This window comes from Culturomica massiliensis (assembly GCF_900091655.1).
Classification (GTDB): Bacteria; Bacteroidota; Bacteroidia; order Bacteroidales; family Marinifilaceae; genus Culturomica; species Culturomica massiliensis.
Map to the genome: position 1 here is coordinate 2363778 of NZ_LT594621.1, position 24158 is coordinate 2387935.

22 protein-coding genes are annotated in these 24158 nt (G+C 43.0%); 11 read left to right on the top strand and 11 right to left on the bottom strand.

Annotation, left to right across the window (positions count from 1 at the left end):
- Positions 1-77: 77 nt before the first annotated feature.
- A complete protein-coding gene (locus tag BN8908_RS11425; RefSeq protein ID WP_068690696.1) occupies positions 78-1052 on the bottom strand; it encodes an NADP-dependent oxidoreductase in 975 nt (324 codons plus the stop codon).
- Between the two features lie 317 nt (positions 1053-1369).
- Positions 1370-2788: a [FeFe] hydrogenase H-cluster radical SAM maturase HydG gene (gene hydG, locus BN8908_RS11430; protein WP_068692253.1), complete on the bottom strand. Its 1419-nt coding sequence runs from the start codon at positions 2786-2788 to the stop codon at positions 1370-1372.
- A 478-nt stretch (positions 2789-3266) separates the two neighbouring features.
- Between hydG and BN8908_RS11435 the strand changes: the two genes are divergently transcribed.
- A complete protein-coding gene (locus BN8908_RS11435) occupies positions 3267-3596 on the top strand; it encodes an RNA recognition motif domain-containing protein (RefSeq protein ID WP_021988160.1) in 330 nt (109 codons plus the stop codon).
- A gap of 258 nt (positions 3597-3854) precedes the next feature.
- A complete protein-coding gene (locus BN8908_RS11445) occupies positions 3855-4601 on the top strand; it encodes a class I SAM-dependent methyltransferase (RefSeq protein ID WP_068690700.1) in 747 nt (248 codons plus the stop codon).
- Between the two features lie 161 nt (positions 4602-4762).
- Here BN8908_RS11445 and BN8908_RS11450 read toward each other — a convergent pair whose 3' ends face one another.
- The 3 genes from BN8908_RS11450 to bla form a co-directional block, all read right to left on the bottom strand.
- Entirely contained in the window at positions 4763-6247 is a 1485-nt protein-coding gene (locus BN8908_RS11450) for a catalase (RefSeq protein ID WP_068690703.1), read from the bottom strand.
- Between the two features lie 167 nt (positions 6248-6414).
- Positions 6415-6987 carry a sugar O-acetyltransferase gene (locus BN8908_RS11455; protein ID WP_021988156.1) on the bottom strand — a complete coding sequence of 191 codons (573 nt, stop codon included), beginning with the start codon at positions 6985-6987 and terminating at the stop codon, positions 6415-6417.
- A 32-nt stretch (positions 6988-7019) separates the two neighbouring features.
- Complete coding sequence (bla, locus tag BN8908_RS11460) at positions 7020-7898, bottom strand: class A beta-lactamase, subclass A2 (RefSeq protein WP_068690706.1); 879 nt, start codon at positions 7896-7898, stop codon at positions 7020-7022.
- Positions 7899-8065: 167 nt separating this feature from the next.
- On the opposite strand from bla, the gene BN8908_RS11465 reads away from it, so the two are divergent.
- The gene (locus BN8908_RS11465; protein ID WP_235837437.1) at positions 8066-8641 is read left to right on the top strand and encodes a GNAT family N-acetyltransferase; all 576 of its coding nucleotides are present in this window, start codon (positions 8066-8068) and stop codon (positions 8639-8641) included.
- A gap of 76 nt (positions 8642-8717) precedes the next feature.
- On the opposite strand, the gene BN8908_RS11470 is transcribed toward BN8908_RS11465, so the two are convergent.
- Together BN8908_RS11470 and BN8908_RS11475 are read right to left on the bottom strand one after the other, a co-directional pair.
- Complete coding sequence (locus BN8908_RS11470; protein WP_021988153.1) at positions 8718-9581, bottom strand: nitroreductase family protein; 864 nt, start codon at positions 9579-9581, stop codon at positions 8718-8720.
- 33 nt (positions 9582-9614) lie between these two features.
- Complete coding sequence (locus BN8908_RS11475; RefSeq protein ID WP_068690708.1) at positions 9615-10448, bottom strand: formamidopyrimidine-DNA glycosylase; 834 nt, start codon at positions 10446-10448, stop codon at positions 9615-9617.
- 299 nt (positions 10449-10747) lie between these two features.
- Between BN8908_RS11475 and BN8908_RS11480 the strand changes: the two genes are divergently transcribed.
- Positions 10748-11737, top strand: a complete 990-nt coding sequence (locus BN8908_RS11480; protein WP_068690710.1) for a cation diffusion facilitator family transporter — start codon at positions 10748-10750, stop codon at positions 11735-11737.
- Here BN8908_RS11480 and BN8908_RS11485 read toward each other — a convergent pair.
- Complete coding sequence (locus BN8908_RS11485; RefSeq protein ID WP_068692257.1) at positions 11734-12441, bottom strand: DUF169 domain-containing protein; 708 nt, start codon at positions 12439-12441, stop codon at positions 11734-11736. The two genes, BN8908_RS11480 and BN8908_RS11485, sit on opposite strands and share 4 nt — an antisense overlap.
- A 197-nt stretch (positions 12442-12638) precedes the next feature.
- Here BN8908_RS11485 and folE point away from each other — a divergent pair, with 197 nt between their 5' ends.
- The 7 genes from folE (at position 12639) to BN8908_RS11520 (ending at position 20875) form a co-directional block, all read left to right on the top strand.
- A complete protein-coding gene (gene folE / locus BN8908_RS11490) occupies positions 12639-13262 on the top strand; it encodes a GTP cyclohydrolase I FolE (protein ID WP_021988149.1) in 624 nt (207 codons plus the stop codon).
- A gap of 52 nt (positions 13263-13314) precedes the next feature.
- On the top strand, positions 13315-14190 hold the full coding sequence (gene fabD / locus BN8908_RS11495; protein ID WP_068690711.1) for an ACP S-malonyltransferase: 876 nt from the start codon (positions 13315-13317) through the stop codon (positions 14188-14190).
- A gap of 88 nt (positions 14191-14278) precedes the next feature.
- The gene (locus tag BN8908_RS11500) at positions 14279-16366 is read left to right on the top strand and encodes an HD family phosphohydrolase (protein ID WP_068690713.1); all 2088 of its coding nucleotides are present in this window, start codon (positions 14279-14281) and stop codon (positions 16364-16366) included.
- Positions 16367-16384: 18 nt separating this feature from the next.
- Positions 16385-17419 carry a LacI family DNA-binding transcriptional regulator gene (locus tag BN8908_RS11505; RefSeq protein ID WP_021988146.1) on the top strand — a complete coding sequence of 345 codons (1035 nt, stop codon included), beginning with the start codon at positions 16385-16387 and terminating at the stop codon, positions 17417-17419.
- Between the two features lie 297 nt (positions 17420-17716).
- Positions 17717-18637 (top strand): ATP-binding cassette domain-containing protein, encoded by a 921-nt coding sequence (locus BN8908_RS11510; protein WP_021988145.1) that lies wholly within the window; start codon positions 17717-17719, stop codon positions 18635-18637.
- A 5-nt stretch (positions 18638-18642) separates the two neighbouring features.
- Positions 18643-19365, top strand: a complete 723-nt coding sequence (locus tag BN8908_RS11515; RefSeq protein ID WP_021988144.1) for an ABC transporter permease — start codon at positions 18643-18645, stop codon at positions 19363-19365.
- Between the two features lie 7 nt (positions 19366-19372).
- Entirely contained in the window at positions 19373-20875 is a 1503-nt protein-coding gene (locus tag BN8908_RS11520; RefSeq protein ID WP_068690715.1) for a GldG family protein, read from the top strand.
- Positions 20876-20951: 76 nt separating this feature from the next.
- Here BN8908_RS11520 and BN8908_RS11525 read toward each other — a convergent pair whose 3' ends face one another.
- From BN8908_RS11525 to BN8908_RS11535, 3 genes are all read right to left on the bottom strand, one after another.
- On the bottom strand, positions 20952-21401 hold the full coding sequence (locus tag BN8908_RS11525; protein ID WP_161945899.1) for a V-type ATP synthase subunit K: 450 nt from the start codon (positions 21399-21401) through the stop codon (positions 20952-20954).
- A 107-nt stretch (positions 21402-21508) separates the two neighbouring features.
- Positions 21509-23407 carry a V-type ATP synthase subunit I gene (locus BN8908_RS11530; RefSeq protein ID WP_068690717.1) on the bottom strand — a complete coding sequence of 633 codons (1899 nt, stop codon included), beginning with the start codon at positions 23405-23407 and terminating at the stop codon, positions 21509-21511.
- Between the two features lie 110 nt (positions 23408-23517).
- Positions 23518-24114, bottom strand: a complete 597-nt coding sequence (locus tag BN8908_RS11535; RefSeq protein ID WP_021988140.1) for a V-type ATP synthase subunit D — start codon at positions 24112-24114, stop codon at positions 23518-23520.
- Positions 24115-24158: the final 44 nt, after the last annotated feature.

The window sequence follows — 24158 nt, forward strand, 5'->3', positions numbered from 1 at the left end:
ACTATCTTTTTTGTACAAAGATAATAGCTCCGGCCTTCAATGAACGTCACATTTGTTACACCGTCCTTTAATAATTCCTAACAAACCGACATCTCTCCACCCAAATCGGCTAAGGAAACAACGATCTTTCCTCTGACTTTTCTGTTTTCTAAAGCTGCATGGGCTTCAGGCAACTGCCTGAAAGGAAAAACTTTACCAATCCTTACTTTTATGTCTTCCGTCCCAAGTAAAGAAGCTATCTTTTGCATTTCTCTTCCATTGGGATGTACAAGTATGTGATAATAATTCCGGATATACCGGTCCTGCATCACCTTTTCCGCTTCGTCTTTTTTATCCGAAGGCAACAATACAATCACCCCTTCCGGTTTGAGCACTTTTAATGAACGCACAAAATTTTCCCCTCCGATCGTATCCAGGATCAGGTCGAATCCGGAAGTAATCTCTTCAAACCGTTGATTTTTATAATCAATCACCTCATCTGCTCCGAGTTGTTTCACGCAACCGATATCTTCACCGGAAGCTGTTCCTATTACACAGGCCCCGAAAAATTTAGCGATCTGTACGGCAAAACTTCCGACTCCTCCGGCAGCCCCATGAACAAGCACCTTATCGCCTTGCTTCACATGCCCCCTGTCTACCAACGCCTGCCAGGCTGTCAAAGCCGCCAATGTAGCCCCGGCTGCATCCGTAAAAGAAATTCCGGACGGTTTCCGGGCCAGCTGGCCGGCGGGAGCCACAACATATTCAGCATAGGCACCTCCCCGCCCCGGAAAATTTACTGTTCCGAAAACAGCGTCTCCGGCTGAAAAATTCTCGACCCCCGGCCCTACCCGATCCACAATTCCGGAAATACTCCATCCCAATACCATCGGAGCATCCCCTTCATACCCGGAAGCCACCCCGCCCCCTCTGCGGGTTTTCACATCAATCGGATCAAGACCGATCGCTATAACCCGGACCGATACCTCTCCCGCCTTTACTTGCGGCTTCGAAATATCCTCCAATACAAAGTTCTCTATCCCTCCGAATTTCTTCAATACCATTGCCTTCATATCCTTACCTGATTTTTCAATTTATACCATATAATACTTTGCTTCCCGTAAATTTTTAATTTACGATTTACAATCTCATATTGTTCCCAAAGATTCCGATCTCCCGGTCAAAGAGAATCAAACTTTAAATTAAAAAATAACAGGCTGATTTATGCCGGCTTAAAATTCATACCGATTGGGATTTTTTCCGAAAACCGGGTCCGTTTGTACATATAACCGGAAATAAACATAAAGCTTTCTCTAAACAATATATCGGGAACAGCTTTACCGATAAGCTGCTCCCGATATATCAAATCATCATCGGAATATTTCTGGAATCAGAACCTGAAATCCCGTTCGCCTTTGGCAATTCTTTCCAGATTTTCCACAGCAATACAACGTACTTTCTCGTTAGGCACCCGCTGCATTTCTGCTTCAATCATCCGTTCTCCCTTCAAACGGGTCTCCGGCGAAGCATAATCTTCCAAATACTCTTTCAACGTCATCAAGGCATTCGGCTGACAGCAATTGGCTATCTGTCCTGACTTTACCAAAGACATAAAACGGTCGCCTGTACGTCCGGCACGATAACAAGCCGTACAAAAACTTGGAATATATCCTAAATCCAGCAACCACGACACCACCTCGTCCAAAGTACGGCGGTCGGAAACATCGAACTGAGAAGTCGTTTCATCAAATTCCTCCTTATTGACATATCCGCCGACACTGGTATGCGATCCGCCACTGATCTGCGACACACCGATATCCAGCACTTTTTCCCGGGAAGCTTGAGATTCCCGGGTAGAAACAATCATCCCGGTGTAAGGCACCGCAATCCGGATCACGGCTACAATTCGCCGGAAAATATCGTCGGGAACAGTATTGGCAAAATCATCCGTATCGATATCATCGGCATCACACAAACGAGGTACACTGATTGTGTGCGGTCCGACCCCGAATGTCGCTTCCAAATGTTCCGCATGCATCAGCAACCCGATAAAATCATAACGATAGGTATTCAATCCGTACAATACTCCAATACCCACGTCATCTATCCCTGCTTCCATCGCACGGTCCATCGCTTCGGTATGATAGGCGTAGTTGCTCTTAGGACCGCTGGGATGTAAAGCTTCGTAATTCTTCTTATGGTAAGTTTCCTGAAAAAGAATATAAGTACCTATTCCCGCATCCCGCAATTTCTGATAATTTTCCACCGTCGTTGCCGCAATATTGACATTCACGCGGCGGATAGCTCCGTTCTTATGCTTAATGGAATATATTGTCTTTATACTCTCCAGAATATACTCTATGGGATTCATCGCCGGATGCTCTCCGGCTTCAAGGGCAAGACGCTTATGTCCCATGTCCTGAAGGGCGATCACCTCCTGACGGATTTCCTCCTGGGTCAGTTTACGGCGTGCTATCGTCTTGTTTTTCGCATGATAGGGACAATAAACACAGCCATTCACACAGTAGTTGGATAAATACAGCGGAGCAAACATAACAATACGGTTGCCGTAAAATTTTTGCTTGATTTCTTTGGCAACCTCAAACATCTTCTCTATAAGACCGGGATCTTCGCATTCGAGCAACAAGGCTGCTTCACGATGTGTCAGTCCTTTACAATTCCGGGCCCGTTCTATCAGGCTTTCTATCAGCTGCCGGTTATTTTTATTGGCTTGGGCATATTCTATGGTAGATAAAATCTCTGCGTCGTCAATAAACTCCTCCGCTACTTTTGATTTTACATTGTACATATCTTCAGGCTTATAATCTAGTGCTAACAAAAGTACAAGATTTTACCCGATTGAAAGAATATTTTCAGAAAAAGAAGCTATAAATTCCGGAATTTACATTTCATTCCGGTCCGGCCCTCCTTTTACGCCGTTGGTCGCCTGTATCCCCAATGTGTCTCAAACATTTTATTCCTTCCGGTGACAACCTCTGGAAGCGGTGCAGAAGAAGCTGAAAGCCTGAATTCTCATGCTGTGCAGCTCAATTTTCCAGGATGACTTCCGTCTATAAATAAAGATAAAATTTTAGTATAAAATAAATTACATTTTTTATAACGGCAATTCAATTAATAATCTTACCTTTACCCCGTAATTGAGAAGAAATATTTTTGGTATTCGAAATTCTTAGACAACAGTAAATGTTTTATTGTTTTAACAGACTTTCCGTTCAATTTTTTTCAACCTCATTTATTTATTAATTATTTTTTCAAGTTTATTTACAATGAACATTTACATTTCAAATTTAAGTTTCGGCATAAGCGACGCCGATTTAAACCAGTTATTCAGCGAATACGGTGAAGTTTCTTCTGCTAAAGTCATTACAGACCGCGAAACAGGACGTTCCCGCGGCTTCGGCTTCGTAGAAATGTCTAACGACGAAGAAGCTGAAAAGGCTATTAACGAATTGAACCAAGCTGAATACGACGGTAAGGTTATCAATGTATCCGTAGCCAAACCCCGTGAAAACAGAGGCAACAATCGCGGTAACAACAGTCGCGGAGGTTACAACTCAAACCGCGGTGGAGGTTACAATTCCAATCGCAGATATTAATCTCGCATAAGGAGTGAAATACTCCGGAAATAAATAAAAATCGTACGGACGTCTGTTTGTACGATTTTTTTGATCTTACCCGCAAACCGGATGCTTGCCCTCGTCAGAGCAATATCGATAAAATACCCTTCTCCTTTTGAAAAACGATATTCACCCGTTTTTTCCGGTAACTCACCATCAGAGCATAAAATACGCACCTGATCCATCGGTTCAATCCGGAAATTTTCATTACTTTGTATCTGAAAATAAAATTAAAACATGCCGGAAAACAAATACGATGATCCTGTATTTTTTGAAAAATACAGTCAGATGAGCCGCTCTAAAGAAGGACTTCACGGTGCAGGAGAATGGGAAACCTTAAAAAAGTTATTGCCTGATTTCAACGGTAAAAGGGTGCTCGATTTAGGATGCGGCTACGGTTGGCATTGTATTTATGCCATAGAGCAAGGCGCCGTTTCTGTTACAGGTATCGACATATCCCAAAAAATGTTGGCTATAGCCCAAAAAAAGACGACATATCCACAAATCGAATACCTTTGCATGCCGATAGAAGACATTGATTTTAAACCCGGTAGCTTCGACATCGTCATGAGTTCGCTGGCGTTCCACTATCTCCGGTCTTTTGAAGATATTGTCCGAAAAGTAAACGCCTGCCTGACCGATGGGGGATTTTTCGTTTTTTCGGTAGAACATCCGGTCTTCACGGCTTATGGAACACAGGATTGGTATTCCGATAAAGATGGGAAAATCTTACACTTTCCGGTCGACAATTACTTTTACGAGGGAGAACGCAAAGCACATTTTTTAGGTGAAGAAGTGACAAAATATCACAAAACGCTTACAACTTATCTGAACGGCTTGCTGACGAACGGTTTTGAACTGTTAAACATCGTAGAACCTCAACCGCCTGTACGTATGCTTTCCATTGAAGGCATGAAAGACGAAATGCGCCGTCCCATGATGCTGATTATCGCTGCGCGGAAAAAAGAAAATCACAGATTGTAGAAATACAGGTATCCGATTAAAAAAGCGAATTAGCAAACAGGAGTTTTCCGGCGATTGACTGCCGGAACTCCCGTTCGTTATAAAGTCCTAGTCAGAGGCTATAGACAAAAACGAAACCTCTGAAAGACGGTAGAATTTCACACCTTACATATCGGTGTAAATTATCTTTCTTCTGTTTGCTGGCGTTTGACTTCTTCCAGAATTTTATGGATATCGATGCCTGTTTTCCGTGCCATATCTTTACCGCAATTTTCGTCGGCCTGATAGAAGCGGGCGATAGCCCGAATACGGATGTGTTCCGGGACATCGGCTGTCGCAGCCGTAAAATTAGAGGTCAGGCGGTCTTTTTCGTCAGCGGGAAGCAAACGATAAAGATCACCGGGCTGTGTGTAAAAATCGTGGTCCTGTTCGTAATGATCGGCAGCCCCCTCCAGTGAAAGCGGCGGATAGTTGTAATGTGTGTCGGAAACCGGTCCGTCGAAACTGTTGGGTTCGTAATTGACACTTCCTCCCCCATTTTCATCGACACGCATATAGCCGTCCCGGTGATAGTTGCTTACCGGACAATGGGGACGATTAACCGGAATCAAGTCTGCATTAACACCAAGCCGGTAACGATGTGCATCACCATAAGCAAAGAGGCGTCCTTGCAGCATTTTGTCGGGAGAGAATCCGATTCCCGGAACGACATCGGCCGGATTGAACGCAGCCTGTTCGACATCGGCAAAATAATTTTCGGGATTGCGGTTCAGCTCGATGATACCAACTTCAATGAGGGGATAGTCCTTGTGACTCCATACTTTCGTCAGATCGAAGGGATTGAAACGGTAAGTATGTGCTTCGTGTTCGGGCATAATCTGCACACACATTTTCCAACGCGGGAAATTACCTTTCTCGATATTCTCGAAAAGATCGCGTTGAGAGTGTTCCCGGTCTTTACCGACGATTTGCTCTGCTTCTGCATTAGTATAGTTAGCGATACCCTGCTGACTGATCATGTGAAATTTAACCCATACCCGTTCGTCCTTGTCATTGTAAAAACTGAATGTATGGCTGCCAAAACCATGTTGTTGCCGCATATTTTGAGGAATTCCGCGGTCACTCATCAATATCATTACCTGGTGAAGGGTTTCGGGAGAAAGACTCCAGAAATCCCACATTGCGGTATTGCTACGAAGGTTGGTTTTGGGGTCTCGCTTCTGGGTGTGAATAAAATCCGGAAATTTCAATGGATCACGGACAAAAAATACGGGAGTATTATTACCGACAAGATCCCAGTTACCGTCTTCGGTGTAAAATTTCAACGCAAATCCACGCACATCCCTTTCCGTATCGGCAGCACCTCTTTCTCCCGCTACAGTAGAAAAACGGGCAAACATTTCAGTTTTTTTACCGATTTCGGAAAAAATCTTTGCCCGGGTATAGCGGGTGATGTCGTGGGTGACGGTAAAAGTACCGAATGCACCGCAGCCTTTAGCATGTACAATACGTTCCGGAATACGTTCCCGGTTGAAATGGGCCAGCTTTTCAAGCAACCATACGTTTTCGAGTAATTCAGGACCTTTAGGCCCTGCCGTGCGGGAGTTCTTGTTATCGCCGACAGGAGAACCCGTTTGAGTGGTGAGTCGTTTTTTCTTTCTTTCCATAACATTTATTTTGAGGGTAAAAATATACGTGAAAGAGATCAACAGGAAGTTGATGTATAATTTCGGGTAAAACTTTCGACTAAAGGTAAAGAATATTAATTGCCTGGACCAATAATACAGATTAATTTATCACATAAAAGTATAATGTTTGTAAATTTTATTGTAAACTATTTGTTTTCTTTTGGCGATACCGGACGGATAACCCGGCAAGGATTTCCCACAGCCAATACGTTGGCCGGAATGTTTTTGGTTACGACACTGCCGGCTCCGATTGTCGTATTGTCGCCGATACTGACACCGGGTAAAAGAACGACGTGACCGCCGATCCATACGTTGTTACCGATAGTTATCGGCCGGGCGTATTCCAGACCGGCATTTCTTTGTCCGATATCCAGAGGATGGCCTGCTGTGTATATGCCGACATGGGGAGCGATAAAGACATTGTCACCGACCCGCACTTTAGCTGCATCCAGGATTACCAGATTTGTGTTGGCATAAAAATTTTCTCCGATTTCTATATTGTAGCCGTAATCACAAAAAAAAGGAGGTGTGAAAATGAAATTTTTTCCGGTTTTGCCTAATAATTTTTGCAGTATCTGCTTCTTTTCAGAAGATTGTTGAGGAGAGAGCTGATTGTATTGAAATAAAAGGGATTGACACTGTTCTCTTTCCAGTGCCAGCGCAGGATCATAATTAGCATCGTATAGTAAACCTTGTCTCGCTTTTTCTTTTTCTGTCATCGTTGCGGATTATAAATTGTTCTGTTATTGAATTATTTAGTATAATGGTCATAAACGGTCCTGGAAATTCGGGCAATAATGGAAGCATTTGTGTCGTCGTCTTCCATGGAGTCCATAATGAAGACGGCTATAACGAAATAATTACCGTTGGGGAGATAAACAAATCCCATGTCGTTATCACCGATTTTCAAGCCGGCCGCATTCCGGTCGGAACTGCCCGTTTTATGACCGACAAGAGTGCCGGACGGTAAAAGTCCTTTGAGTTTGTTCGCTCCGGTTGTTGTCTCAATTAAAATTTGCTCGAGAAAATCCTGGTAAGTTGCCGACAATAATTTTTTTTGCAGGAATTGCTCGAATAACAGAACTGCCGCGGAAGGGCGGGTTCTGTTCAGGGCCTGGTTGCCTGTCTGTTGATGCATTTGTGTTTCCGTAGCAACGATTACCATATCCGGGAAACCCAGATCTGCGATATATTGCTGGAGTCTTTCGATGCCTCCGATATAACGGATCAGTATATCACAGGCATTGTTATCGCTCAGGGATACACAGTATCGGAGCAATTCTTTAATCGATATATGAAAGTCACCCTCCGGTTGTTTGTCTCTCAGAGGACTGTAAGTATCGGGGTGCAGGTCTGCTTTGGATACATAAATTTCCGTTTCGAGTGGCAATTTTTGTCGGTCGAGATAATCACATACGGCCAATGCCAAAGGGAATTTAAAAGTACTTAACATGGCATACCCCTGATCGTCGTTCACAGAAACCGTTATTTTTCCATTGTATAATACAGCAACACCGATCATCGCTTTTTTATCTTTCAGGATGGAACGGATTTGTTTTTGCAATGTACCGGCTGTGCTGACCGAAAAAAACAAAAACACAGCCGATAGAGTTGTGAGAAGTTTCGTCATCGTTATTTTTTATACGGAATTTTATTTTCCGGCGAAGATATATTTTTCCAGTCTATTTAAGTATATTTGGTAGTGAATTTATACATATAGATCGTTGATTTTAAATTTACGATTTTAGATTTTAGATTGAACACACAACCCTCCTTATGTAAAAAGAGGAATAATAAATGATGATTGCGATGTCGGAACAGGAAACGATAGGTGTACTCGAAGTATATGAAGATGTTACCATGCGGGAAGCCCGTTTGGATGATGCAGCCCTTGTCTGGCAGGCCATATATGATCACCGGGATTATCTGAAGACCTGGCTGCCCTTTGTTTTGCGACTGCATACCATAGAAGATGAAGAAGCTTTTCTACGTGAAGTCCTTGCCGTACCTTTTGAAGAAAGGAATTTGGTGATGGTGATTGAAAAAAAAGGGGTATTTTGCGGCTTAATCGGCTTTGTGACGACCGACCGGGTCAATCATCGGACTGAAATCGGTTATTGGCTTTTGCCTGAATTTCAGGGACAGGGAATAATGACCCGCTGTGTGCGTTGCTTATGTGAATGGGCAGTGCAATACCGTGGCATGCAACGTATTCAGATCCGTTGTGCTGTCGGGAACGTACCCAGTAATGCGATTCCGAAACGCCTGGGATTTCGTTGGGAAGGAATCGAACGGGCCGGAGAATTAATGATTTCCGGAGAATATGCAAACCTCAATGTATACAGTATATTGAAAAATGAGATATTCCCGTAAATCCCACATTTAATAGTTTAGATTAAACACACATCCGGCCCTGTGAAAAAGAAAATCGTATATCATAAATGATCAACTACAATGTATTTTCCCTCAGCCCCAGCCGGTCGATATAATTCACATACCGGAAAGCAGGCATTCCCAAAGCCATTCCGGCATGAATCTGCCCTTCAATACCCAGCATTTTCTCCAAATGGCTCTTACGGTCCTGCTGAATAGCTGAACAGACAAAGCCCGTATAAAACTGACTTACTCCCAGGCACTCCGCCATCAACGATCCATTCTGATAAGCCAGGTTCGCATCCTGACATCCGAAACGGCTGGCTTGCGGCGTATGAATCAAAAGGACCGCTTTCGCATTCCGTAAAATCATATCATGACCTTGGGCATCCTCCCGTAATAACCGCTCAAACACCGGCTCGTAACGCAATGCATCGGGCATTGTCCATTTTACCAAAGGTCGTAATAAAGGATGCCGCATTTTTTTCAGAGCCTTACCGAATACCCCTAAAGTAAATTCTGTTATCAACCGTAATTTAGCCGGATCGGTGACCAAGGTAAATCCTACCTCCTGCGCATTACTGGCGGTCGGTGCCCGATAAGCCGCCTCTACAATCTGTGACAGTAAAGCTTCCGGCACCGGTTTTTCAGCAAAAGCCCGGTTCGACCGCCTGGCGCGGCACAGCAACATCATTTGCTCAGCTGCAGGATAATCTTTATAATCAAACGCATGTACTTTTTCCGGCGGAAAATCTGCATGTACGACAGCTCCTGTCGGACAGACCGCCACACAATGTCCGCAACGGATACAATTTTCCGGGGCTAACACCCGTATCTCCCCTCCTGTCTTCTCTTGTCCCAGAATCATAGAAGGACAAATTTTCACGCATTTCCCGCAACGGATACATTTCTCAATATCAATACTTAACATCAGTTCCATCGTCAATCTGTTTATCATTTCAGGTCAAAAATATCATTTCAGTTCCAAAGGCTGGCAAACCGGACAATAGTATACTGTTCCTCCCAAATAAGCCTCCCGGATAATCCCATGTCCGCAATTCGGACACGGCTCTTTGTATGTATTCTTAGATAAAATAACCTTATAACCTCCCCAATTCCCGAAAAAATCTTTTTCGGTATCCCGGCCCCCCAATTCAACCATATTTGCCAAAGTTCCTTTCATACTGTACAGCAAATCGGATTTTTCAAGATCCCCGAGAGTAGATACCTTGCGCCTGGGATGAATACCGGCATTGTATAAAATATCCTGTACAACCCCATTTCCAAGTCCCGGTATACGTTGTTCTGTCGCCAACAGAGCCTTGGCGGATACATCTTTTTTCAATCCCCGGACCATATTTTCAAAATAAACTTCATCAAAAGCTTCTGCCAAGGGATTTAACTTGTGAATACTTCCCTGATAATAAGGATTGTCATATTCTCCCTGGAAAGCATAAATTCCCCCATACATCGCTACCGTAAACACCAAAAAACTCCCGTCGTCCAATACAAGGAGTTGCTGATGCTTTACCGGATGGAGTTCCCCGGCCTGACCGTAACGCATAATCGTCCCGTCACTGATTAAAAAATGCGTATCCTTATCCATCACCAAATCGATGAATGCCCCATGCCCATCGACGGTCTCAATACTGCGTCCTTCCAATACTTCAGGATATCCGGCCGGGTCCCCGTTATACCAGGTAAACTTGTGCGGACTGGTTGCAGGTATCACTTCGGCTATTCTCCTGCCTGTAAGCACTCCGGCAGCCTGACGACTGATAATGGCAGATTCGGGAATTTCGATCATGATTTTTCAATATTATCGTTTTTCAAATATACGGATAATTTATCCCCCTTCCATTATTGTATGACAAAAAGAAACAAATAATTGTATCTTCGTAAAGCAAGCCGAGGCATAAAATCCCCTTGCTACGACACGCCTGTTTTAACCGGCTCTTACTCTCGGTTTTATTTTCTATCTTTGCTAAAATCATAAACGGCGGTAATTCCTTCCCCACACAACTGCAAACCGACAGCAAGGAAGACAGACAACAAACGTGATAAAAAAGCCATACCCGCCTTACGAATGGATTAATTTACAGCCAAATGAACGAAGATTTCATAAAACAAAAAATCCAAAAATGGATTGTACTTATCTCCCTATTGATTTTAGGCGGAAAATTTATCGCCTTTTATATAACCAATTCTGTCGGTATTCTTACCGATGCTATGGAAAGTATCGTCAATATCGTAGCCGGAATCATCAGCCTGTTCAGCCTGCGATGGGCGGCTAAACCCAAAGACAAAGAGCATCCGTTCGGACATGGTAAAATAGAACTGATATCAGCCTCAATAGAGGGAATACTGATCGCCCTTGCCGGAGGGTTAATTATCTATGAAGGCATACAGAGACTCTTTTCTCCGGCCTCTATCGGTAAACTCGACATCGGTATCATTGTCGTTGCTGCCGCAGGCCTGATCAATTATTTCATGGGCTGGTTCAGTATAAAAGCGGGGAAAAAATACAACTCTATAGCACTGATTGCCGGCGGAAAACACTTGCAATCGGACACTTACTCCACAATCGGACTCGTCATCGGCCTCTTATTGCTTTATTACACCGGTATCGAGTGGATCGACAGCGCTCTGGCCCTCATATTCGGAAGTATCATTATCCTGTCAGGCATATCTATTCTCAAAAAAACAGTCGCCGGCTTACTGGATAAAGCCGACGACAAGACATTAAACGACATGGCAGAAAGCATCAACAAACACCGCCAACCCGACTGGATAGATATTCACAACACAAAAATCATAAAATACGGAAGTTATCTTTACATCGATTGTGACCTGACTCTACCCTTTTACTACAATCTTACCGAAGGACATCAAGCTTGTGAAAACCTCAGAAAAACACTTACAACCAATTTTTCTCCCCAAATACAAATTTCCATTCACTCCGATCCCTGCCGGATGGCACATTGCAAACATTGTGAGATAGCCGACTGTCATTTCCGGAAATCCCCGTTTTCAGAGCTGGAAAAAATAACGCTATCGAATATGACCCAAAATGACGAAGAAAAAAATGAAAATTAACCGTTCATCCGTTCCCTGATTTTCCCCCATGCATGAGTACCGAAAAGGCAACTATCACGCATCGTCCCACACATAACCCGGAACCTGGACATCGGTATGATAAAACTCAATATGCCGGGCTCAAACCAAGGCCGCACCGAAGGATCAAAAAAACCGAGAAATGTCCGGTCGCCTCCCTTACGGTTTTCAACAACAGCCTGAGTAATTGTACTGCATCCGGAACCGAAAGCAGCCACAACAGCATCTTCCCGGTTATTATCAAAATAAGCCCAGGTTACCAAACCGGAAAGCATGTCCGGACCGGCTAAAAACAGAATGCCTTCCAGTTCGTCAAAACAATCCACACAATCGATACGGGCAAAATGAAGATATTGCCGGGAAGCAGACGGTACCTTCAAAGCCTTCACATAGTCAACAACCATTTCCGGTGTCTTTTTATACTTTTCCTTCAAAGAAACAAACTCCGGAACAAACTCCGGCATTTCCGTAAACCCGGTATAAAACTTACCCCCGCCGCAACCGATTACTTCTGCATTCAGGCTGATCATCCGGCCGGCACGTACATCTTTCATTGCTTTGAAAAAACACCCTCCGGTCTTTTCTGTTATTCCGATACGTTCGTCAGAATACCAAAACCCAAGAGGCAACTCGGCCGCTTCTCCGAAAGCTTCCTTGTAATTTTCTATAAATGCCTTTACTTCCATCATTTTATCTCATTTGTTTATCCTATCAAATATAGGCATTTCCCCGGTTACAACAAATTATTACCTGTTCAAAGATACGGAAAGAACGGCTTAAAAAGATTTCAGTAAGTCCATGGACTTACAATTATTTATATTTACTTTGTACCGTTTTTCAGGCCTGTTTTTACACGACATGCCGTATCTAAATGAAAAAAGTAATGGACCAGGAAATTACAAACGAAGCTGAATTTTACCAAAAAGTAGAATATTTCAATACGGAAAAAACCGAAAAATTGAGTTATCATTACCGGGAAATTCTGAAACTATTGGGTGAAGATCCGGAACGCGAAGGCCTGCAAAAAACTCCGCTCCGGGTAGCTAAAGCCATGCAGTTTATGACCCAGGGATATTATCAGAACCCGGAAAAAATTTTAAGCTCCGCACTGTTCAAAGAAGATTATCAGCAAATGGTCATCGTGAAAGACATCGAGATCTATTCACTCTGTGAACACCACATGCTCCCTTTTTACGGACGGGTTCATGTCGCTTACATTCCCAACGGCTATGTCACAGGCTTAAGTAAAATAGCCCGCGTTGTAGAAACGTATGCCCGCCGTTTACAGGTACAGGAACGCCTGACACACGAAATCAAAAACTGCATTCAAAACACGTTACACCCCCTCGGTGTGGCAGTCGTTATCGAAGCAAAACATATGTGTATGGCAATCCGTGGGGTACAGAAACAAAATTCCGTAACGACTACGTCTGATTTTAGCGGAGCCTTTGAAAAACTGGCCACCCGGGAAGAATTTATCCGTCTGATCAGTTCGAATTTACATTAAAAATTAATCATCCGGTGTTGTATTGACACCATATAATTTAAAAACCAGCAATATGAAAAAAGCATTTGTATTTCCCGGACAGGGAGCACAATTTGTTGGGATGGGGAAAGAACTTTATGAAAACTCTCCCAAAGCCAAAGAATTATTTGAAAAGGCAAATGATATTTTAGGATTCCGTATCACCGATCTGATGTTCAACGGTACGGATGCCGATCTGAAACAAACCAAAGTGACACAACCTGCGATCTTTTTGCATTCCGTTATTCTGGCTGACAGCCTGACTGAAAAACCGGATATGACAGCCGGTCATTCCCTCGGTGAGTTTTCTGCTCTGGTTGCAGCCAAAGCCTTATCCTTTGAAGACGGACTTCGTTTGGTACACGCCCGGGCTCTGGCAATGCAAAAAGCATGTGAAGCCAATCCGTCAACCATGGCGGCCGTTTTAGGACTCGATGATCAGATTGTAGAAAAAATCTGTACAGAAATAGACGAGGTTGTCGTTCCCGCCAATTATAACAGTCCGGGACAAATCGTAATCTCCGGAAGCAATAAGGGAATTGAAACCGCTTGTGCCAAGCTATCGGAAGCCGGAGCCAAAAGAGTCGTTCCCTTAAATGTCGGCGGTGCCTTCCACTCTCCGTTAATGGAGCCGGCACGTCAGGAACTGGCTGCCGCTATCGAAGCCACCCATTTCTCGACACCGATATGCCCGGTATATCAAAACGTAGACGCACACCCCTACACAGACCCGGAACAGATCAAAAAAAATCTCGTTGCCCAGTTGACATCGTCCGTAAAATGGACCCAGATCATGAAAAACATGATTGCAGACGGAGCAACTTCTTTCCTGGAAATCGGACCGGGAAAAGTGCTGCAGGGGTTGATAAAAAAGCTGGACAAGGAAATGGAAACAAACGGTATCCAATAAGCATAAAAAAAGGTTCTGGAAACGGAACCTTTTTTTGTAAAATCTTTATATCTTTAAGTCGCAAATTAAAACGTATCTTAGGATATTTATGTCGAATAAAAAGCAGAAAAAACAATTCAATATTATTTTCCGCATTGTCATTATACTGGTTATTTGCAGTATAATCGTATTTCTATTTCCCAAAGCCGGTAGTTTCCAATACGAATTTCAGAAGGGTATGCCCTGGCGGTATGAAACCCTGTATGCCCCATTCGACTTCCCGATATATAAAACAGAAGCCGAATTAGAGGCTGAAAGTGCCAAAGTTGCTAAAGAACAACCTCCGATTTTCAATTTAAACGAAAACGTCAAGCATACGCAGTTGACTAAATTTATTGCGGCTACCGACAAATACATGACACCGGGCAACAGTGCCGCCATAGAATTACTTCGCAAAAAATTAGCTGTTTTTTATGACTACGGTATATTACAACTTCCGGATGCTTTGGAGGCCGGTAATATCAAAACCATTAAAATCGTACACAACAATATCGGACGGGATGTCGATTTTCAGAACGTATACACCCTCAAAAAAGCTTATTCGGCTTTAAACGAACTGGTACAATCGCTCTCCCTGCCTAAAACCGTCAAAGAACATATCCTCAGTCTGAACCTGAACAACTACATCCAGCCCAATCTGGAATTCGACGCCTCGAAAACAAGTCTTCAACTGGCCAATCAGTTGAAGAACATCAGTTTGACACAAGGAATGGTGCGCAATGGTGAAGTCATTATTGCCAAAAGAGAATTGGTGACTCCTGAAAAAGTCAAACTGTTGAACTCTTTGAAAACAGAATACCGGCATAATGCAGGCAGTTCGTCGGGCAACCTCCGTCTCACCGGCGGACAGATCATTCTGACATTGATAGCCTTAACTATTTTTTCGATATTTTTCTACTATTCCAAAAAACGGATTTTTTATAACAACAAGGAATTCATCTTTTTATATGCTTCTTTTCTGGCAACCGTATTGCTGGGAAGTGTCGGTTATTACCAAAATATCAATATGCTGTCTCTTCCGGTGCTGTTTTTTGTCATCATCGTCAACATACTGGTCGGCAGCCGCTCTGCCTTATACCTGCTCTTAAGCTCCTCTCTGCTCATATCTTATTTCGCACCGAACAGCTATATGTACATTTTTATGCAGATAGCAGCCGGCATCGTCGCTATTTTCGGACTGGCACAATTACAACGCAGGGGACAGTTATTTATTTCGATATTCTTTATCTTTCTGACCTATGTCGCAGTTTACATCGCATTTCTGCTTACCCAGGAAGGAGAATTTGTACTGACACATCTGTTCGGCCTGCTCTGGCTATTTGTAAACTGTTTATTGCTGAGTTTGACCTATCCGGTAATATACATATTCGAACGGATATTCGGTTTTATCTCCGAAATCACCTTAATCGAATTATCAAACCCCAATCATCCTGCATTAAGGGCATTAACCAAAAAAGCACCGGGCACCTTCCAGCATTCTCTTATGGTTGCAAACCTGGCTGAAGAAGCCATTTACCGGATCGGGGGAAATCCGCTTCTGACCCGTACCGGAGCTTTGTACCACGATATCGGCAAATCCTACGATCCGATTTATTTTATCGAAAATCAGACCGGAGGAATTAATCCGCACGACCAGTGCGAATTCGACGTCAGTGCCCAACACATCATCAACCACGTCACCCAAGGAGAGGAACTGGCTAAAAAATACAATTTGCCCGAAGCCATTATCAACTTTATCCGCACCCATCACGGTAAAAGCAAGGTCAAATATTTCTATAATTCATTTAAAAACAAATATCCGGACAAACCCATAGACGAAACCTTATTTACCTATGCCGGTCCCGATCCGGTAAGCAAGGAATGTTCGGTTGTCATGATGGCCGATGCCGTGGAAGCCGTATCCCGTACTTTACGTGACAAAACAGAAGATAATATCACGAAATTGGTCAACGATATCATTGACGGACAGGTCGCCGACGGCCGTTTCCAGAACGCAGACATAACCTTTAAGGATATAGCTGCCGTAAAACGGGTATTTATCGACATGCTTACCAATATTTATCATTCACGAATTGCTTATCCTCCTTTGAAAAAAACAGAAAAGCCAAAGGATAAAAATAAAGAAGACGAAAAATAAATTATAAACTTGAACAATATGACACAGAAAGCCATTACCATCAAAGATTTGGCTGCAAAGCTAAACATTTCAGTATCGACTGTCTCCCGGGCATTAAAAGATAATCCGGAAATCAGCCAGCAAACCCGTAAAACGGTTCAGGCTTTAGCTAAAGAACTGGGGTACCGTCCCAATCCGATTGCGGTTGCTCTGAAAACCCACAAAAGCCATACCATCGGAATAGTCGTACCTCAAATTGTAAACACCTTTTTCGCAACGGTAGTGAAAAAAGTAGAGGAAATTGCCGACAAATACGGATACAATGTGTTGGTGGCTTCGTCCAACGAAAGTTTCGAAAAAGAAAAGAAAAACATCGATGTTTTCTTAGCCAACCGGACAGATGGCATCATCCTTTCCATTTCCAAAGCGACGTCCTCCTTCGAGCATATCAAAAACATCCAAAACCAGGGAGTACCCTTGGTACTATTCGATCGTACAACCAAGGAATTAGACGTGTCGAAAGTTATTGCCGACGATGCTGATGCCGCTTATAAAATCGTACAGCACCTGATTCACGGCGGAGCCCGCAAAATTGCGTTGCTGACAGGCCCGGAACACATGTCCATCGGTAAAAACAGAATGAAAGGCTATCTGAAGGCTATGACAGTCAACAAACTGGAAATCAACACCGACTATATCGTAAGATGTGAAGATTTCTCTGTAAAATCGGCTAAAGAAGCAACAACACGTTTATTAAATCTGAAACATATTCCGGATGCCATTTTCGGTATTAACGACGATATGGCGATCGGAGCCATCGAAGCCATTAAAGAAAAAGGCTTAAAAATACCGGAAGATATTGCCGTTTTCGGATTCTCAAACACCAAACGTTCCCGTTACATGAACCCGTCCGTAAGTACGGTAAACCAGTTTCCGGAAAAAATCGGAGAAGTAGCCGCAGAGCTTCTTTTCGAGCAAATCCTGAATCCGAAACATGCTCAGGTCCGGGAAGAAATTGTAAACTGTGAATTAATTATACGGGAGTCCTCCGACCGTTCTTATCTGAACGATTGACCGGTCTGCCGGTAATCGGTACAGGCAAGACAAACGAAGGCTTAATAATTGTCAGGAAGTTCAAGACCCCCAAAGGATAAAAACGATACATTTTTATCTTTTGGGGTTTTATATGCTATTTTTTACTTTCCATCCTCCATTTTGTCTGGACAGACATTAATCATTACAGATCGTTTCGGTTTTATAAACCACTTTTAACCTCTTCCCTTTCCGTTTCAGGAATGCGGTTAAAGTTTGTTAAACCCTTATATTTATAAGCTTCCGTCGTTATATTTGTAAAAATCTAAAAGCAGCTATATGGATGTCGTTGTAGAAAATTTGTCGAAATCTTTCGATTCACAAAAAGCTATCGATTCGATCTCTTTCCGGGTCGGGAAAGGCGAGATTCTGGGCTTTCTGGGGCCGAACGGAGCCGGTAAAACGACAACAATGAAAATCATTACCTGTTTTCTGTTCCCCGACCAGGGAGAAGTGTTTATCGACAAATACTCTATCCGCAAACATCCTTACAAAATCAAGCAACTGATAGGTTATCTGCCGGAACACAACCCGCTCTATGAAGACATGAACATCATTGATTTTCTGATCTTTGTTGCAAAGATACACAATATTCCCCGGTATAAGATCATGGCCCGGGTATTGGATATGCTCCGCTTATGCGGTCTTGAAAATGAAAAACACAAAACAATAAACCAACTGTCCAAAGGCTATAAGCAACGGGTCGGTCTTGCACAGGCTTTGATACATGACCCGGAAATTGTGATCCTGGATGAGCCCACGACCGGACTGGACCCGAACCAGATTATCGAAATCCGGGAACTGATAAAAATGATCGGCAAAGAAAAAACCGTCATCCTTAGCTCACATATTTTGGCACAGGTTGAAGCTACCTGCGACCGGGTTCTGATCATCAACAAAGGTAAAATCGTGGCAGACGGCACCTCTGCCGAACTCCGGAAATCAAATACGAACAAAATGTTGAACATAAAGATCAGTGGTGGAGATACAGATATTATCTATGAAAATTTAAACCATCTGGATAACATCGAACAGATTGACATTACAGGAGAAGGAAAATTCAAATTACAAACCTCCCTGAATTATGAAATCGAAAAAGATATATTTCAACTGTGTGCATCCAAACAATGGTATATCAAAGAAATGACTCCTATTGAAAAGCATTTGGAAGACATTTTCCGTCAGGTAACCCAAAACTAACGAGCGTGAGAATAATAAAAATACTTATCGGTAAAGAACTGAGCACCGCTTTTGACTCCTGGATGATCTATACAGGATACCTGTTGTTTTTCTGTATATGCGGCTTTGTTTGCTGGCTGTCCCCGTCCAATGTATTTTCAATGGGACAGGCCAATATGCTGTCTTCTTTTACAGTCATCAACTGGACCATCTTCTTCCTCGTCCACGCCATGACCATGAAATCGGTTGCCGACGAAAAGAAAAGCGGTACGTTAGAATTGTTACTGACAAAACCGATACGTACATCACAGTTGATCGCTGCAAAGTTCTGGGCGCAGCTTTTTATCATTTTGATTGCATTATTATTAACGCTACCTTACTATATTACGATCGCCTTCATCGGTCATGTCGATCACGGAAGTGTCATACTAGGCTATTTCGGGCTGATAGAAATCAGCGCCTGTTATATCAGTATCGGTATCTTTGCATCCTCCTTTGCCAAAACGCCTGTTACCGCCTTTTTTGTCAGCCTGGGGATCGGCCTCTGTTTCCAATTATTATTCGGAATACTGGCACAACAATTCGGTTCCGGTTTTATAGCTGAATTATTTGCCTATCTGTCCATCAGTGAACATTTCGACCCCTTATCAAGAGGCATCCTGGACTCCAGAGATATCATATATTTTACCTCTGTCATCACTATTTTCCTGTCTTTAGCTAAATTATTTATCTGCAAAACCCGCTTTTAAAGACAATATGAAACAAGTCGTTCAAAATAATATATACATTATCATCGTCATCATTCTGGTGAATATTTTCTCTGTATTCGCATTCGTCCGGATCGACTTTACATCCAACAACCGATATTCCCTGAGTAAAGTCAGTAAGAGCACGATAAAGACAAATACAGAGCCTATCACCGTGGATTTTTACGTAACGGAAGACCTTCCGCAAGAACTGAAAAAAATAGCCAGAGAATTTATCTACATCCTGAAAGAATACAAATCACTCAGCAACGTCTATTTTAAGATCAATACGATACACCCCGATAACGAGCAGACAGAGCACAAAGCCCTGCAAGCCGGCATACAGCCGATATTGATCGAGATCAGCGAGCGGGATATGGAAAAAATCCAGAATATCTATATGGGTGCCGTTTTCAGCATCGGAGAGAAAAAAGCAGTATTGCCTTTCATCAATTACAACACCCCGTTGGAATATGAAATTACACGCTTATTAAAGCAGGCCTCGGATACCCTGAAACCCCATATCGCTTTTATCAAAGGGCATCAGGAAGCCAGTCTGGGACAAATGCCGCAATTGATCAACGAACTTTCTCAATTGACCGATATTTCGGTAATCGATCTTTTCTCCACAAACGATCTGTCACCTTATAGCGTATTGTGTATCATCGATCCGAAAGATGTATACACACCTTATGAAAAGGAACAGCTCAACAAATACCTTCGCCAGGGCGGACGGCTGTTTATAGCGCTTAACCACGCTGTCGGACAAATAAACGAAAGCCAAAACAGCGGATTTATCAACCGGACAGGTATCGAAGATTTACTGGAAGACAAAGGTCTGAAAATACGGTATGATTTTGTTGTAGACAACAATTGCAGTACCATCACGGTAAAACAGCACAATGGATTTATGAGCTACCAAAGTAGTGTCAGCTTTCCCTACTTGCCTATCATCACAAATTTCAGCAAGCATACCATCACCCACGGCTTGAATGCGATTTTATTACCTTTTGCCAGTAGTATCCAACAGGTAAAAACAAATTCTACCTATATTTTTACGCCCCTGGCAACAACATCCTCTATCTCCGGCAGACAACAGGCTCCGGTATTTTTCAATCTGCAAAAACAATGGACCCGTAACGACTTCAACCAACCGCACAGTATCGTGGCCGCTCTTCTGACCAATGACGACAACAACAGTGCTATCGTGACAATTACAGACGCAGACTTTCTGATCAATGACATCGGTATTTACGCCCATCCGTTAAGAACCGACAACATCAACTTTGCGGTCAATTCGATCGAATGGCTCGGCGATAATTCCGGACTGATCAAACTACGGAATAAATTTACCACATTTGCCTCTCTGGAACCGATAGACGATTATACCAAAAGTTTTCTCAAATATTTCAACTTTCTGCTCCCGCTACTCATCACCCTGATAGCAGCAGCCATACGCTTCCACACCAAGCGCATCAAGCGTATCAACCGCTCGAGACCGGGATATATATAAAATATAACGTCTGTAAATCAAAAATAAAAATGCCGGCTGAAATTTTCAGCCGGCATTTTTTATCTCCTATGAATTATTAAATCATCGTACTGATCATAAAGGTTGCCGCAACCGCCACAATAGCATACAATTCCGGGAACACAGCCAAGATCAACGTTTTACCGAATACATCGTAACCGGAACCGATACCGATGATCCCGTTGGCACAAACCTGTCCCTGACGGATGGCAGAAAACAAACAAACCAAACCAAGACCTAAACCGGCACCGAATACGGCCGCAGCCTGTAACCAGGTTATTCCCGCTACCAAAACGTTCTTCAACAGGAAAAAGCCCAGGAAACCATAAAGTCCCTGCGTACCGGGAAGCGCACACAACACCATATAATTACCGAACGCTTCGTCATTTTTCTTCAAAGCCCCAATCGTTGCATTACCGCCAATTGTCACACCATAAGCACTACCAATACCGGATAATCCTAACATCAATCCTACTCCGATATAAGCTAAAATAATCTCATTCATAATTTTTGTGTTTTAATTGTTATTATAATTACTATTTAAATTTTTGATTCATAATCAACGGCCTGTGATTCGTTTTACATGTATTTCAATTTAGAATCACAAACCTGAAATTAATTGGTCCGCTTTTTAAAAGGTTGGTACTTCTTGCCCCCACCTTCAAAACCGGCATTTTTATAAAACTCAACAAAGGTCAAACGCATCGGATGAACAAACGATCCCAGACCGGCCATAAAAATATTTACACTATGGCCAAAAAGCAAAATAATCAACATCACCAGTTGTTTTACTCCCGGTATATCCGGACTCATATTCATTGCCAGATCATTGAACACCAAGCCCAACACGGCACTTGATATCCCCAAAGCAAACAAACGGATATACGAAAGCGTATCCCCCAGCAAACCCGTTACCATATTGTAAGAATCCCACAATCCGGCACCGATATTGATAAATACATTCCGTCGTATATTATTGAATATAAAGATCAGCAGACCGGCAATAATAACCACCGTATACAACGGAATCGTGACATCATAGCCTTTTAGCGAAAGTCCGTAGCAAACCCCGCCGCCTACGATCAATACCAGCCAGCCGATTGTCGACAATGCCCCCGCCAAACCATTCTGTTTCCATTGGTTAGCCACTTTCAGGAACATACCGAAAATAATCTGCGCCACACCGATCATCAAGGCCAGATTGAACAATTGTTGTGAATCGAGCATCAGGCTTTTTATTTTTACGACCCAGGGCACCTGTACATCCAGCAATTGTATCCCGAAGAACGTACCGCTGACAATGCCCATAATCACCGTCGATAACCCCAGCCATTGTGCCAATGATAAAATCGGTTTTATGGACGGCTTAGCCTTAAACTTATAAATGGTAATGCCCAACAAAATCAACAAGCCGTATCCGGCATCCCCCAGACAAAAGCCGAAGAACAACACGAAAAACGGAGCAAAAAACGGAGTCAGGTCAATTTCCCGGTAATTCGGTAATGAATAAAGTTCACCGATAAATTCAAACAAACGGGCAAACTTATTATTCTTCAATTGTATCGGCGGGTTATCCTGCTTCTCAGGCTCCGTCAGTTCGTAAGCGATATCCTTTCCGGACAACCATTCATCCGTAGCCTCGGCAATATTTTCCGGCACCCATCCTTCCAGAGCAATGACCTTATCTTCCAGTAATACCTGGGCGGCATCTTTCACTTTCAACACATCGACATCCTCATTGATCTGCCTCCGCAAATCCTTCAGATATTCGATTGAAACAACGGCCGTCTTCTTCAATGAGTCTGTAATGTCCGCTTTTTCCGACCGCAACTTTTCCACCTGCTCACGGATTTCAGCCGCACTCATTTGCGGAAACTGAACACTGTCGGCCTCCAGATATTCCTGGCCATCTTTAGGCAGCACTGTGATAAAATACTTCTGCCCCTTATCCTGATGAACAATAAAAGCATTGTATTTATCTTCCCATTCCGGTAAATATTTCCGGTCAGGAACCGTAAAAAAGCGCAGATCCCAGCCGGCATCCTGTAAACCGTTGATCCGCTCCGTCGGTACATCTCCCCAAGGCACATATATCGTACCGTCTTTTTCCAGGGAAGCGATCTGCTGATCCAGCTGTTCCATCCGCTTAAACTGACCTTCCAAAAAAGCCAGTACATCCAGTTCTGTCACTTCCGATTCTTCAGGCAATTGCTCCTCCGGGTAGAAAATTTGCCGATAAAAAGCCAGCTTGTCTTTCGGTTCAACCGCCAGAGACCAACGCTCCAACATATCAGTAAAAGACATTTCTTTCTTCGGAACCCGTTTAGATAATTGCTTAGTGATCTCAATAATCCGCTTAATAACAGCCAATTTCTGCTTCAACTCTTCGTCCTCGGCCGATCGTTTTTTATTTTCATGGATATGAACCACACCCCTGTCCCGAAGTTCTTCGAGAAAATCCTGATAATCCTTGTAGAATACCAGCAGGGATAATTTTCGCATAGGTACTATCATAATCCTTTCATATTTATGATTGTTGATTTTTGATTGACGATTCTGTCCCTCTATTCAAAAGTATCTCAAGATTTAATCCAATCGTAAATCATAAATCGTAAATCGTAAATTTAGTATTCTTCCTCCGTCGCTTTACGGGTTTTTACAATTTTCTGCGCCGATTTCGAAAGATTCTCCTCGTCTTCCAGAAAACGCTTAATCTTACGGATAGCTTCCTGAAAACCGGGTATCTGCACCTTTTCATACAGATTCACTTTCTGTGTCGTTTTTTTACGTGCCCGATCCAGTAATTCCATCTTTCGCATATAAAACTCCCGTTCAAGAGCTATATGAACGACTTCTTTCACATGCTGTATCCCGTCGAGGAACCATCCCGGCGTATTGAACAAACTGAAGTCCTGTACTTCGTACTCCACATGATCCAACACCGGCGTCCGTACACCTGCGATCTTTTTAACCGACATATCCACATCCTTCACCGTAAGAATATCGGGACGATATTCGTCGTAAAGCTGCAACATATCGTTAATGCTATTGAGGGTATCGCTCAACTTCGTATCAAACTCATCTGCAACCTCTTTCGCTTTTTTTACTTCCGACCGCAAGGCAGATTCCTTATTCTTGATGGTAGGCAAAGCCCGCACCCGCATCTTGAGTTGTTTATCAAGCCCCTGGAGCGACGTTTTATTGTATTGAAACTTTATCATCCATTCTTAATTTTAAATTGTAGATTGTAAATTGTAAATTACCT